This is a genomic window from Anaerobiospirillum sp. NML120448 (assembly GCF_023050945.1).
In the GTDB taxonomy this organism is placed as follows: Bacteria; Pseudomonadota; Gammaproteobacteria; order Enterobacterales; family Succinivibrionaceae; genus Anaerobiospirillum.
Genome location: NZ_JALKIM010000089.1, coordinates 1 through 13,280 on the forward strand (window position 1 = coordinate 1; position 13,280 = coordinate 13,280).

General features: G+C 40.0%; 10 protein-coding genes. 9 read left to right on the forward strand and 1 reads right to left on the reverse strand.

From position 1 onward, the window contains the following. Window positions 1–233: 233 nt before the first annotated feature. From MXE38_RS10925 to yfcE, 9 genes are all read left to right on the forward strand, one after another. Window positions 234–1,556, forward strand: a complete 1,323-nt coding sequence (locus MXE38_RS10925) for an exo-alpha-sialidase (protein ID WP_246914783.1) — start codon at window positions 234–236, stop codon at window positions 1,554–1,556. A gap of 472 nt (window positions 1,557–2,028) precedes the next feature. Next, window positions 2,029–2,541: a flagellar hook-basal body complex protein FliE gene (fliE, locus tag MXE38_RS10930; RefSeq protein ID WP_246914786.1), complete on the forward strand. Its 513-nt coding sequence runs from the start codon at window positions 2,029–2,031 to the stop codon at window positions 2,539–2,541. A gap of 22 nt (window positions 2,542–2,563) precedes the next feature. Continuing rightward, complete coding sequence (fliF, locus tag MXE38_RS10935) at window positions 2,564–4,504, forward strand: flagellar basal-body MS-ring/collar protein FliF (RefSeq protein ID WP_246914790.1); 1,941 nt, start codon at window positions 2,564–2,566, stop codon at window positions 4,502–4,504. A 291-nt stretch (window positions 4,505–4,795) separates the two neighbouring features. After that, window positions 4,796–5,806 (forward strand): flagellar motor switch protein FliG, encoded by a 1,011-nt coding sequence (gene fliG / locus MXE38_RS10940; protein ID WP_348647384.1) that lies wholly within the window; start codon window positions 4,796–4,798, stop codon window positions 5,804–5,806. A 451-nt stretch (window positions 5,807–6,257) separates the two neighbouring features. Then, window positions 6,258–7,742: a FliH/SctL family protein gene (locus MXE38_RS10945; protein ID WP_246914794.1), complete on the forward strand. Its 1,485-nt coding sequence runs from the start codon at window positions 6,258–6,260 to the stop codon at window positions 7,740–7,742. Between the two features lie 50 nt (window positions 7,743–7,792). Beyond that, complete coding sequence (fliI, locus tag MXE38_RS10950) at window positions 7,793–9,241, forward strand: flagellar protein export ATPase FliI (protein ID WP_246914797.1); 1,449 nt, start codon at window positions 7,793–7,795, stop codon at window positions 9,239–9,241. A 141-nt stretch (window positions 9,242–9,382) separates the two neighbouring features. Further along, window positions 9,383–9,844, forward strand: coding sequence for a flagellar export protein FliJ (gene fliJ, locus MXE38_RS10955; RefSeq protein ID WP_246914800.1), 462 nt, complete (start codon window positions 9,383–9,385; stop codon window positions 9,842–9,844). Between the two features lie 168 nt (window positions 9,845–10,012). Continuing rightward, window positions 10,013–11,200, forward strand: a complete 1,188-nt coding sequence (locus tag MXE38_RS10960; RefSeq protein ID WP_246914803.1) for a DNA cytosine methyltransferase — start codon at window positions 10,013–10,015, stop codon at window positions 11,198–11,200. Between the two features lie 168 nt (window positions 11,201–11,368). Then, window positions 11,369–11,992, forward strand: a complete 624-nt coding sequence (yfcE, locus tag MXE38_RS10965) for a phosphodiesterase (protein ID WP_246914806.1) — start codon at window positions 11,369–11,371, stop codon at window positions 11,990–11,992. 234 nt (window positions 11,993–12,226) lie between these two features. Here yfcE and MXE38_RS10970 read toward each other — a convergent pair whose 3' ends face one another. Then, window positions 12,227–12,556, reverse strand: coding sequence for a hypothetical protein (locus tag MXE38_RS10970; RefSeq protein ID WP_246914809.1), 330 nt, complete (start codon window positions 12,554–12,556; stop codon window positions 12,227–12,229). Window positions 12,557–13,280: the final 724 nt, after the last annotated feature.

Here is a 13,280-nt window from a genome sequence, read left to right on the forward strand (position 1 = left end):
TTATTATGGGACGTCGTCAAGATGGAGGTTTTGATATTAGAACCATTGATGGTCAACATATATCCAAATCTGTCTCCCCTAAAAAACTTAAGCTTATTCAAAAGCGAAAGACATTTTTAACTGCAATTAAAAAAGAGGGCGCTTCCTCCCCTGTCTAAAGACAGGGGTTTCCGCGCTACTAATATTATGACTTTTTATGATTAGTAGCCCTAAAGGCTAGTAAGGTGGTTGATATGGTCGATGTTCATGAGGTGTTTAGCACTTCTATTACCCTGGATGAGGTAGAAAAAGCTAATCAAGATTTTGAGCAGCACAGTAAGGAGCCTTACAAACATGAGGTAAGACTATGTCATGCTAGTACTATCTTACCTTTAAAGCATGAACGATATCATAATGCTTTTATTCCTTTTAGCCCTTTATTATGTGCTTTTTATGCAGGCCCAGATAAGGAGAAAGGCGATACCTCTATTTATATTGTGCGTATTGAAGCTGATGGCAGTCACTCTAGTGTACAAAAACTTGACTGTCCTCAGTTAAATCAAAAAGCTAACTCCACTCCTGTGCTTTTTTATTTAAATCAATCACAAGAGGTGCGTACTAAGGCTTTACAAAATGGTACAACCCTAAAAGATCTTCCTAAAGGTATTGTTGACACCTCAGCAGAAAACTTAGTAGAAGATGGTCAAAAGCTCTATCCACAAGTAAAGATTGGCTCACAAGATGAATCCATTATTGCTTTAGTTTATAAGGCTGGTAAGGAAAATGGTTCTACTGTTAGCTATCTAAGTTTAAGTTTTGACGATGGCAAGCACTTTATCACTCCAAGACAAATGGTGGAGGATAGAGCTATTGAAGGTCGAGGTCCAGTAAGAACTAAACCTTACTTGGTAAGAAAAGGCCCTTATGCTGGTCGTGTTATTATGCCTTGCTCGGTAGACAATAATGAGGGCATGGCTTTTGTTGATTACTCAGATGATGATGTTCGTTCCTTACATATGAGTAACGAAATTATGCCAAGCGATGAGCAAAAGCAAGCCTCAGAAAAAGCAATCTTTGCTCATGGTGTAGTGCAATCTGCTTTATTTGAGGACTTGGGTATACATCAGTGTGAGGGCTATGATTTAAGTTCTTTGACCCAAGAGGAGCTTAATGATAAGTACTCTAAGGTGCATATGTTAATGAGCGCCCGAGGCTCTCAAGTATATGTAGCTGATAGCGCTGATGCAGGTAAGACTTTTGGCACTCCTTATGGAGTACCACTTTATAACTGCTTGGCAGGTATTGATTGTGTTACCTATATGAATCGCCTCTTAGTATGTGGCAAGTTAGTAACCGATAAAGACTCTTGCAACCCTGATGAGGGTGCTCCACTTGCTATTTATATGTCTAAAGATGGTAAGAACTTTAGTGAGTTATTACGTTTAGAGGACGATCCTAAGGGCATCTTTACCTCTCCATATTTACAAGTAGATCGTCGCCATCATTTGCTTTATGTAAGCTACACTGATCATCGTAATACCATTAAAATCCGTATTTTCCGCTTAATCTTGCAATAATCGAGATTAAGTTTTGTAAGTTGCGTTCTTATTGAGGGTGGCCGTGGCTGCCCTTTTTTATTGCTTAGTGGTCATACAATTTCAAATATTTGAGAGCACATTGGAAAAAAAGAGCAATTTAACAAGCATTTATTTGCTAAAAATAATATAATTTCAGGATCAGTGTTTAATCTTGATCTGTTTAGTACTGCAAATCCATATTACTGATGCGATTTTGCCTAACATTGGTTGGATAGTTTAGGAAGCTAAGTTTTCCTAAGCTAGTGTTTAATTATGAACTGAACTTAAAGCACTACCTTCATTTTTCATTTGCTTACTTTTTTAGGGTCAAACTACTAAAAACTGCTATTTTGAATTGTGATAAAAGCGCATATATAAGCTGTTTTATAACTTATTTTTTGCGTTGGCACGCTTTTTGACTTATATGCTCTAGAGATTTGATTTTTCGTCATTAATCTGACAGGAGCATAAAATGGGCATCGATCACATTTCAAATACTGGCTTATTAAGTCAGCTCGAGCAAATGAATAGGCAAATGAACGCCATGACTCAAGGTATGGGCACCAATGCTTTAATGCAGGATGGTCGTAATAACTTCGGTTATGTAGGCTCTCAAGTACCTTACTTTGATGGTCAGAGTGCAGCTCGTGCTTTACGTGATCAAGCTACTGCAAATATTAATGGTGCATTAAATCCATCTGTAGTAGAAAACCAGAACACAACTAAGATTTACCAACCAACTACCTCCGCAGGTCAGTCTGTTGGTGAGTTTAAGCAGTTATTAAAGGATGCATTTGAGAACGTTAATGTTATCCAGAATGAGTCAGCCTCTTTACAAAGTCGTTTTGACGTAGGTGATCGTTCTGTTACTTTAGCTGATGTTATGATTGCATCCAACAAGTCAAGCTTATCTTTTGAGGCTACTTTACAGATCCGCAATAAGCTAGTTGACGCTTATCAGTCAATCATGCAAATGCAGATTTAATCTTTTGTCTAAAGGATAGAAAATGTCAGAGAATTCATTCCCAGTTGCCACTGGCTCAAATCCTCAAGAACCAGGCACTGCTGTTGTAGACCCAAATGCTCAAGGTATGGGTAATCAAGATGACTACAATCGCAATGCTGACAATCGCGATGTTCTCGATGGGGATGAAGTTGTCGAGAACAATAATCGCATCGGTGGTACTTTAGGTAACACTGTTAATGCTGCTCCTACCGCTTCTACCTTTAAGGGTAGAGTGTCAGAGTTCTTGCGCAATGGTGAAATTTTAAGAAAGCTCATCATTCTCGGCTTTTTAGTTCTATTCTTAACTGGTGCTGTATTTGGTCTTTTATCATTACAGTCTAGCTCTCAATTACAATCTCAACGTTCTTTAGGTCGTTATACTCCTGAGGAGTTGGGTAAAGTAATTGACTTTTTAAGCTTACAAGGCTTTAACTACACCTTAAATGGCGATAGCATTTTGGTTCATGTTGATGATTACCAAACCGTACGTGAGGCTATGTTACGTAATGGTGTAGCTGTCAATAAAATTGCAGAGCAAGATGCCTTAATTTTAAAAGACAATGGTTTCGGTGTTTCTCAACGTTTAGAGTCTGAGCGTATTAAGCATAGCCGTGAGCTCCAATTAGCTAATGCTATTGCACGTATTGACGGCGTTGAGCACGCAACAGTTTTATTAGCCATTCCACGTGATAATGTATTTGCTCGCAGTCAGCAGCGCCCATCTGCAGCTGTAGTAGTTACATTACAAAATGGCGCTTACTTATCTCCTGATAATGTAAATTCCATTCGCTTTACTGTAGCTTCCTCTGTCCACAATATGTTGGCCAAAGATGTTACTGTGACTGATCAGCACGGTCGTTTACTTAGCGATCAGAGTGCTAATAAGTCTAGCGATGACCGTCTACAAAAAGAATTTGAGATGCGTACCCTACGTGAGGCTCAGTATCGCGACAAGTTAGATACTATCTTACGTCCAATGCTTGGTGAGGGTAATTACTCTGCTGAAGTTGATGTGACCTTGGATACCACCATTGAAGAGGAAACCCGTCAATTCTTTAACCCTGACAATCAAGCTGTTCGTTCTGAGACTTTACGTGAGGAAGTAGGTTCTAAAGAAGAAGGCACTCCATATGGTGTTCCTGGTTCTTTATCTAACCAACCTCCAGCAAACGCCACTATTCCACAGCAGTTACGTAATGGCACTGCCATGGAAGGTGAAAGCTCCACTCCTAAGAATGAGAATCGTGAGGCTGTACGTAATTACGAAGTTGATACTACTGTTCGTCATACCATTAGACCTACTAACTTAGTACAACGTCTAACCGTATCTGTAGCTGTTGACTATATGCGTCAAACAGGTGCTGATGGTGCAGTAACTTATGTACCTCGTCCACAAGAAGATTTAGATAAGATTGCTAATTTAGTTCGTGGTGGTTTAGGTTTAAATGAGACTCGTGGTGACGTTGTTCACGTAGCCTCCTTATCCTTCCCTCATGATGATATCAAGCCTGCTCTACCTTGGTGGCAGCAAGAAGCATTCTTACGTATCTTACGTATTGCTGGTGCAGTTCTTATCATCTTAGTATTAGTAGTATTCGTAGTTCGTCCAATGGTCAACCGTCTACTACGTGGCAAGACTGCCGAAGACTTGGCTTACGAACAACAGCTTGAGATGGACAATGGTTCAGCCTTGGGTGGTGAGGATGATCTTAACCTTATCGCTGCTCAAAACGAGCTTGCTGACCAAATCTATAACATCAACCGTGAGGGTGGTATTGAGTTACCTAACTTACACCGTGATGAAGACTTGCTCAATGCTGTACGTACCTTGGTATCTAATGAGCCTCAGCTTTCTGCCGAAGTTCTCCGTGATTGGATTAATTCCGACATGGCTGACAAGAAAGATAAGAAGAAGGCCAATAAACAACAGCAAGGTGCCTAGTTTTAACTTAGCTTTATAGCTAAAAAAGGGGGTGGGATAAACCCACCCCTTTTTTGTATGTAGTAGGTAAATCCTTGTGTTTTGTTTTATTAAAAGCAGAGCATAAGGATTTACTTGACTATAATGGTTTAAAGAATTTAGTCACACTCTTAATTAAAGAGTTAGACAAAACGTAATAACTTTTTGAGGTTTGGTATGTCAGATCGTGCACTGATGAGACAAGGCGGCGGCTCAATGGGCTATCCAGTACCATCATCAACCAATGGCTTAGAGTTGTCTGATGATGAAAAGATGGCCTTAGAAAAGCTATCTGGTATTGATAAAGCCGCAATTTTAATGTTGTCCTTGTCAGAGGATGACGCTGCGACTCTCTTCCGTAATTTGCAGCCTAAGCAAGTTCAGAAGTTAGGTATTCGTATGGCTGAGGTTGAGGACTTCAACCAAGATAGTGTTAATGCTGTGCATAAGACCTTCCTAACTAATATTACCAAGCACTCTAATATTGGTCTTGGTTCTTCTGACTTCGTTAAGAATGCCTTGGTTGCTGCCTTAGGTGAAGATAAGGCTAATAACTTGGTAGATCAAATCTCCATGGGCAGTGGTTCTCATGGTCTTGATTCCCTCAAGTGGATGGATGCCCGTCAGGTAGCTACTATTATTCAAAACGAGCACCCTCAGATTCAAACCATTGTTTTATCTTATTTGGATCCAGAGCAGTCAGCTCAAATTTTAAGTCAGTTCCCTGAGACTGTACGTCTTGACTTGATCATGCGTATTGCTACCTTGGAAGAAGTTCAACCAGCTGCATTGCAAGAGCTTAATGAAATTATGGAAAAACAATTTGCTGGCTCTGCTGGTGCTCAAACTGCCAAGATTGGTGGCTTGAAGTCTGCTGCTAACATCATGAACTATCTTGATAACAATACTGAAACCCAGCTTATGGATGCTATTCAGGCTCAAGATAAGGAAATGGGTCAACAAATCCAAGACCTCATGTTCGTATTCGAAAACTTGGGTGCTGTGGACGATCGTTCTATTCAGACCTTGCTGCGTGATATTCCTAACGACGTTCTTGTTAAGGCCCTTAAGGGTGCTGATGAGACCTTACGTGAGAAGTTCTACTCCAATATGTCTTCACGTGCTCGTGAATCTCTTAAGGAGGACTTGGAGTCCATGGGTCCTACCAAGATCTCCGATGTGGAGGCAGCACAAAAGGAAATCTTGGCTATTGCTCACAAGTTGGCAGACTCTGGCCAGATTATGCTCTCTCGCGGCGCAGCCGACAACGACTTTATCGAATAGTAGTATTGTTCCTTTTCTTACTACTATTAAGAGCAGGAGGTATAATTCCTGCTCTTTTCAAAAACACTTGCTCAAGGTTTAATTTCCTAGGCAAGTGTTTTTTGCTTTTTAATAAGTACCAATTGATTGGCCAGGGCCCATAGCTTATAAAAATAAGTCTGGAGTGTTATTATATCTAGATAGTTCATGTAATAATCTTTAAGGCTCATCTGCCAACTAGTCGACACTAGTAGTGAAAAATCTCTTAAGACAAAATAGTAGGAGAGCCAATAAAGTACGGTAGAATTGCCCTTTTTCGTTTATAGCGGCCTAACAATTAAGATGGCGTATTGTAACTTGGCCCAGCTGTTGCACTAAAGACTAAGCTAAATAGAATTTAGCTTTTTATGCTCTGTAGCATATAAGAACTTAGTGTTTTGCTCTTGCAATAAGTTTTAGGAGTATTGCTCTCATGTCATTGCCTATGTCAAATCATGATCATGCTTTCTCTACCATGGGCGCTAAAATCGACCCTAATAGAGTTGTAGCTTCCATTAAGGATCCACAGCGCTCAGTTGAATACAAAGAAGTAACTGTAGTTCAAGGTGATGAGGCTGATGGCTTTACTCCAATGCAATGGCCATTATTTGACGATGGTAAGCCAGTTACTACCAATGCTATGGGTTATGAGGTAGGTGGTTACTATCGCCGTCACCAAGAAGCTTTGCGTATGGCTAAGGCTGAGGCAGAGCGCCAAGCTGAGGAGGAGCGCCTGTCAGCAGAGCGTGCTGCTATGGAAGTAGCCCAAGAAGAAGAGGTAGAAGAAACTCCTAGTATTAGCCCTGAAGAACTTGAAGAAATCCGTAATGCCGCACGCAATGAAGGCTATACCGAAGGATTAAATAAAGGACATGAAGAGGGCTATCAAAAGGGCGTAGAGCAAGGTAAGGTTGACGGCTTTTCACAAGGTTTACAAGAGGGCAAACAATCTGGCTATCAAGATGGCTTTAAAGTAGGCCGTGATGAGGGCTATAGCCAGGGTCAAAGCGCTGGTATTGCTGCTGGTAGTGATATTGTAACTACCCAAGCTGATCGTTTTAGACATTTAGCCGATATGTTGGCTAATCCTATTCGTGAGCTCGATGAAACTGTAACTGATGAATTGGTTTATATCATTTCACGTTTAGCTAAAGTAATTATTAAGCGTGAGCTTAAGGGCGATGTAGATTTCTTAAAGAGCAGCATTGAAAGGTGTTATAGCTTATTACCAGAGGCTAAGCAGGGAGCAGAAATTATGCTCAATGAAAATGATTATGCCTTAATGGTAGCTGCTATTGGTAATGACTACATGCGTTCTCAAGGATGGGATTTAAAGCCATCAGATCAGGTACAAGAGGGCGATGTTGTAGTTAATACCAAGGTAAGTTCTGCTCAATGGCGTGTTGACGACCGTATTGATACATTAATTGGTGAATTTTTAACTGGTTCTGCTGATGTTGTATCCTCTGCTCGCAAGGAAGTAATTGATGGTGCTCCTGACTATGATGAGGTGCCAAAAAAGCCACTAATTCCACCTCGTGACTTGGTAGACATGTCAGATCGTATTGTCCAAAATTTGGAGCAAATGGCCCCTAAACCACAGTTTGCTAATGAGGCTGAGCGTAATTTAGCTGCTGCTTTAGGACAAGATATCCCACAAGACGATCACAGCGATATCGATCCTGATGCTATGGAAATTGAAAGTGCCGCTCATAGAGATGAGGTTGACGCTCAAGTTAGCGCCCATACTATGGCCGCTGCACCTCAAAATGAAGTTGCTCAGGCTAATGGTTCTATTTTATCTGCTCAAGCTGACGCAGAGGCAGCTGCTCAATTAGGTCAAGCTTTAGCACCAAACCAGCAAGTGGTTGATGGAGTAGCTGTAGATACCATTCCTCCAGGACAGATGAAGCAATAGCTTAGTTTATTAACCGCTCCATTTTTTAACTTTGAGATTTTTGATTGCCCATGAATAATCTTTTATCACGCCTCAAGGCTATACAATTGCCTGAAACTGAGGTAGCTCCTCAAGTAGTAGGAAAGCTTACTCGTGTAGTAGGCCTCACTTTAGAGGCTGTAGGTCTTAAGGTTGCTGTTGGCGATCGTTGTCGTATTGAATTGCCTAGTGGTGATATGGAGGCAGAGGTAGTAGGTTTCTCAGGAGAGACTATTTATCTTATGCCTACAGAAAAAGTTGACGGTGTAACACCAGGAGCGGCTGTTTATCCTATTACCTCCATGAGAGAGTTCCCTTATGGACCTCACTTACTAGGTCGTGTTATCGATGGTATGGGTAATCCTATTGATGGTTTAGGGCCTTTAGCTAAAGGCAATTCAGCTCAATGGGTACCAACACGACTAAACCCAATGGCACGTCGTCCTATTAGACAAAACTTGGATGTTGGTATTAGAGCTATTAATGCCTTACTAACAGTAGGCCAAGGTCAACGTATGGGCTTATTTGCAGGTTCTGGTGTAGGTAAGTCAGTACTGTTAGGTATGATGACTCGTGGTACTACTGCTGACGTGGTAGTGGTAGGACTAGTAGGTGAGCGTGGTCGTGAGGTTAAAGAATTTATTGAAGACATCTTGGGTGATGAAGGTCGTGCTCGCTCTATTGTAGTAGCTGCCCCAGCTGATGCCTCACCACTGATGCGTCTAAAAGGTTGTGAAACCACCTTATGTATTGCTGAGTACTTTAGAGATCAAGGTTATAACGTATTGTTACTTCTTGATTCCTTAACTCGTTATGCTATGGCTCAGCGTGAAATTGCTTTGGCTGTAGGTGAGCCACCAGCTACTAAAGGTTATCCACCATCAGTATTTGCTAAATTACCTGCCTTGGTAGAGCGTGCAGGTAATGGTGCTGAGGGACAAGGTTCTATTACAGCTTTCTTTACTGTGTTAGTAGAAGGTGACGACTTACAAGATCCAATTGCTGACTCGGCTCGTGCTATTTTGGATGGTCACATTGTATTGTCTCGTGAGTTAGCTGACTCTGGTCACTACCCTGCTATTGACGTAGAAAAGTCTATTTCTCGTGTTATGCCAGCGGTAGTAACTGATGAACACATGGTAATGGCAAGAACTATTCGCCAATGCCTAGCTCTTTACAATCAAAACCGTGAGCTTATTTCTATTGGTGCCTACCAAAGAGGCTCGGATGCTCGTATTGACCAGGCCTTAATGATCAAGCCTTACATTGATGAGTTTACTCAACAAGGAATGAAAGAGGTTATTCCTTATTCTGATAGCTTGGATGGTTTACGTAAGTTATCCATGATCTTAATTGATGATGCTAAGAACAAGGTGAACAACATGCAGCAAGGTCGTATGATGCCACCTCCTGCACGTCAAGGTGGACAAGGCCAAGCTCCAGTAGCGGCTCGTATGTCCTTAACACCACGTAATCAGTAATCAGAATTATGCTATAAATTTAGGGCCTGATATCGTATTTAGATATCAGGCCTTAATTTTTGGTGCAAATGTTGCTCTAGCTTACTTAGCTATAGGCAATTTGTCATTTATTTGTAAGTCTTATTTAGCAGGTGATTATTTATGGCCCAAGATAGAGCCTTAAACTTAGTTAGAGACAAGCGTCAATCTGATGAAGAAAAGGCACTTGAAGATTGGATCTATTGTAAGAATCAAGTTGCTAACTATGAGCTTCAGATTAAACAAGTTGAAGATTTTAGACTCAACTATATTGCAGAAATGCAAAATGAGGGCAGAAAAGGTCTTACTGGTACTAAGATCTTGGCTTATCAAGCTTTTATTGAGAAGCTTGATAATATTGCTATTAAGCAGCGCAAAGAGCTTGAGCGCTTAAAGATGTTGACTGAGCAAAAGCGTCAAATCTATCTTAGCAAGCAAAAAGACCGTAAGATTATTGAAACCTTGCTGGAGAAGAAGCAACAAATGCGTCTTAAGCAAGAGCAAAAGAAAGAACAAAAACTTTTGGACGAGTATGTGGTATCAAGCTTTACTCGCCGTCAACAAAGCTCTTTAGGCGAGCTTTAAATCAACAAAGGCACACAAGGTTGTGCCTTTTTTATTGCATGCTTACTAAACCCTCTAAAAACAAGTTAGCTTGTTTGTTAGTTTGTGCCCCACGCCCACCTAAAAATGCATTATTGAAAGAGAATGTAAGTATTAAGGTGTCCTGAGGACATTACTTAGGAGAAAGTAATGAATAGGTATTGTATAGATCTGTTTTCTGGAGCAGGTGGTTTATCTTATGGCTTATCGTGCGCAGGTTTTGAGAGTCTATATGCCTGTGAGATAAACCAAACTTATGCTAATACCTATAAAAAGAATCACGCTTTAGTAAAAGTTGAAACTAATGACATTCGTAAGGTAGATGCCTTAGAGGTAATGACAAGCATTGGCCTTAAACCATTTGATCTTGATTTAATTGCAGGTGGCCCACCATGCCAAGGCTTTTCCATTAATGCCCCTGTAAGAAGCAATGAAGACCAGCGTAATCACTTGTTCCGTGATTATTTACGTTTTGTAGAGGTTTTTAAACCAAAAGCTGTGCTCATTGAGAATGTTCCTGGTTTAGTTTCTTTTGAGAATGGCGCTACATTGCATGATATTCTTAAGTCTTTGGAGGATTTAGGCTATGGTGCTAATGTGCGCATCTTAGGGGCTGCTTACTATGGTGTTCCTCAAAGCAGATGGAGAACCATTATTCTTGCGCTAAGAGGCAAGGAACTTCCTTCTTATGCTTATCCTATTCCTACCAATAATGCTCCTATTAAACCTAATTTTCGTGTGCATTATGCTGGACAATCATTATTAGAACTCCCACCACAAGAGGTAACAACTTGTTTTACTACTGTAGAGCAAGCTATAGGTGATCTTCCTAAAATTGAGGCAGGTGAAAAGTACCAAGCTGGAGGTCAATATCCTGGTGCAGCGTTAAGCGAATATCAAAGAGCTATGCGCAAAGGCTCTAATGGTATTTGGAATCATGAAGCAGCTGGTATTTCCAATATTAATAAAGAGCGTTTTAGCTTTATTAAACCTGGTGGCAACTGGACTGATATTCCTATAGAGCTTTTGCCTAAAGGTATGCAAAGAGCAAAAAGATCAGATCATACTAAACGATATGGCCGAGTTAAGCCTGATGATCTTGCCTCTACCATTCTTACCAAGTGTGATCCTCATTGGGGAGCATTTATTCACTATTATCAAGATAGAGCTTTTTCTGTTAGGGAAGCAGCTCGAATCCAATCATTTCCCGATACCTATATTTTTACGGGTACCTTATCAGAACAATATGCTCAAGTGGGCAATGCTGTTCCGCCTCTTTTAGCTAAGGCTGTCGGTCTTTCTTTAATGAATGTTTTGGATAGAGAGTTTGTAGATTAGTAAAAGGATTGGCCAACGCCATCAGTAATAAGTAACCATAAGAAGTGGAGGGAGTTGTGCACATGGAAAAACTAATCTGTAGCAAAAGAAAGATGCATGCGATAATACGTTAACTAACAAGAACATTTAGTCTAATCAAATTTTGCTTTTGTAAAAGTAAGGTTGCTTATGAGATATTTAGTGTTATCAGATTTGCATGGTGCTACCGAGGAGCTGGCTAAAGCTTTAACTTATTTTGATAAGTACCAGTGTGATTATTTAGTATTGCTAGGTGATTTGCTCAATCATGGCCCACGTAATCCAGTACCTGGCAGCTACGCACCACCAAAAGTGAGTGAGACGCTCAATCAAATGCATGACAAGGTGATTAGCGTTAGAGGTAATTGCGATAGTGAAGTTGATAGCATGATGTTTAATTTCCCATGCAATGCACCATATCACATTATTTTAGTGCCTAATCCACAAGGCGCTGATGAAACTGGTCGTACCAAGGTACAAAAGCTCTTTTTAACCCATGGCCATTTATATAAGATTGATAATGAAGACCATGATAAGGCTATTGAGTTGCGCAATAAAATTGGCCTTAAGGAAAATGACATTGTCTTAAGCGGTCATACTCATATTGCTGGTGTATTTGTTAAGTCCAATGGCCTGATAAATGTTAACCCTGGTTCACCAATTCTACCTAAGGGTGGCACTAAGGCAGGATTTGCTTTAATTCTAGAAGATAGAATTGAATGCCGTGACTTAGATGACAATTTAGTCGCCAGCCATACTTTTATTTTTAGCTAATTAGCTTTGATAAAAAGTTAAGGCCCTAATTTCTTATAAGAAAATAGGGCCTTAGCTCTTATGGAAAACCAAAACTTAATTTTGACCTCTATCCCCCAATCGACAATCTTCACCCCAAATATAGACACACCGCCGCTCTTTTATCTCAGCCACAATCTGCTAAAAGCTAATAGCTAACAGGCAACTGCTAACCAAAGTTCTACAGATTCAACAAATTGGAATTAGTGCAACTATCTAGTTATCCTTGGCTTGCTTGGCTTCAATGTTAGAAATTTGTTCTTTGGTTTTAGCAATACGATCTTGTAGTAGTGCCTGACAACCAATTAAGAAGGCATTAAATTTCTTTAGCTTAGCACCATCATTGGCTCCCAAAGTATTTAGATAGTTCTCCATATGCTTAGTATCTTGGCAGCGCTCATAAGTTGCAGGTAGGGAGTCATCAAAAAAACTATTATCTAAATAAATACCAGAGTCGTTGTTCTCATTTTGCGCCATAGCTGGATTATGAGTTGATAGTACCAATAAACAAGCGCCCATAAGAGCAGATAAAACTTTACTAGACATAAAACCCCCTAATAAAGGTGAAACTTAAGCTAAACATAGCTTAGCAAGTTTGTTTGTGCTTGCAAATACATTAACTCTGTCGGAGAACATAATTTGCTAAGGTCGTACAGATTTATCCACCTATACGTACAACGTTAACGTAACCTGCAATAACTGTCTGTAATATCTGCAATGAAGAATAGCTAATGGCAGCGCAGCGCAGCATAGTCATAGTTCTCCACACTATATCTACAATATCATGACAGAACACACTTTTTTAGGTAGTTACTACTTGAAAAGAGAATTCGTCGTCCGTACAGGGGGAATTTTTTTGTGGTTAGTAATAATCCTACTCTATGTATTTATGGCTCTTAGACCATTTTTAGTGAGTGATGTTTGTTAGAAAAATGTAAAATCCAAAAAAATATTTTTTCGTTAAAAGCGTGATGTTTACTAGGTTTGTTGTCATTTTGTGAGCTCTGTTATAGAAAAAAGTAAAAAAAATTTTAAAAAAGGTGTTGACCTTAGATTAAAAATCATTAAAATACGTCTCCGCTGTCACGCACTAAAGCGAACAGCTGCAAAAACCAAGCGTTTTGAAGTTCTTTAAAAATTTAGGTACAGACAATCTGTGTGGGTTCTTTAAGTTAAGAACTTTGAGTTTTAAGCCAACATACTGGCAACTAGTTATAGTTGCACTTCAAACGAATCATTAAAGTGAAGAGTTTGATCATGGCTCAGATTG

Excerpts from the sequence above, each read along its gene's own strand:
- fliI (WP_246914797.1), top strand. The coding sequence starts at position 7,793 with ATGAATAATCTTTTATCACGCCTCAAGGCTATACAATTGCCTGAAACT.
- fliE (WP_246914786.1), top strand. The coding sequence starts at position 2,029 with ATGGGCATCGATCACATTTCAAATACTGGCTTATTAAGTCAGCTCGAG.
- fliF (WP_246914790.1), top strand. The coding sequence starts at position 2,564 with ATGTCAGAGAATTCATTCCCAGTTGCCACTGGCTCAAATCCTCAAGAA.
- MXE38_RS10945 (WP_246914794.1), top strand. The coding sequence starts at position 6,258 with ATGTCATTGCCTATGTCAAATCATGATCATGCTTTCTCTACCATGGGC.
- yfcE (WP_246914806.1), top strand. The coding sequence starts at position 11,369 with ATGAGATATTTAGTGTTATCAGATTTGCATGGTGCTACCGAGGAGCTG.
- fliJ (WP_246914800.1), top strand. The coding sequence starts at position 9,383 with ATGGCCCAAGATAGAGCCTTAAACTTAGTTAGAGACAAGCGTCAATCT.
- fliG (WP_348647384.1), top strand. The coding sequence starts at position 4,796 with ATGGCCTTAGAAAAGCTATCTGGTATTGATAAAGCCGCAATTTTAATG.
- MXE38_RS10960 (WP_246914803.1), top strand. The coding sequence starts at position 10,013 with ATGAATAGGTATTGTATAGATCTGTTTTCTGGAGCAGGTGGTTTATCT.
- MXE38_RS10970 (WP_246914809.1), bottom strand. The coding sequence starts at position 12,556 with ATGTCTAGTAAAGTTTTATCTGCTCTTATGGGCGCTTGTTTATTGGTA.
- MXE38_RS10925 (WP_246914783.1), top strand. The coding sequence starts at position 234 with ATGGTCGATGTTCATGAGGTGTTTAGCACTTCTATTACCCTGGATGAG.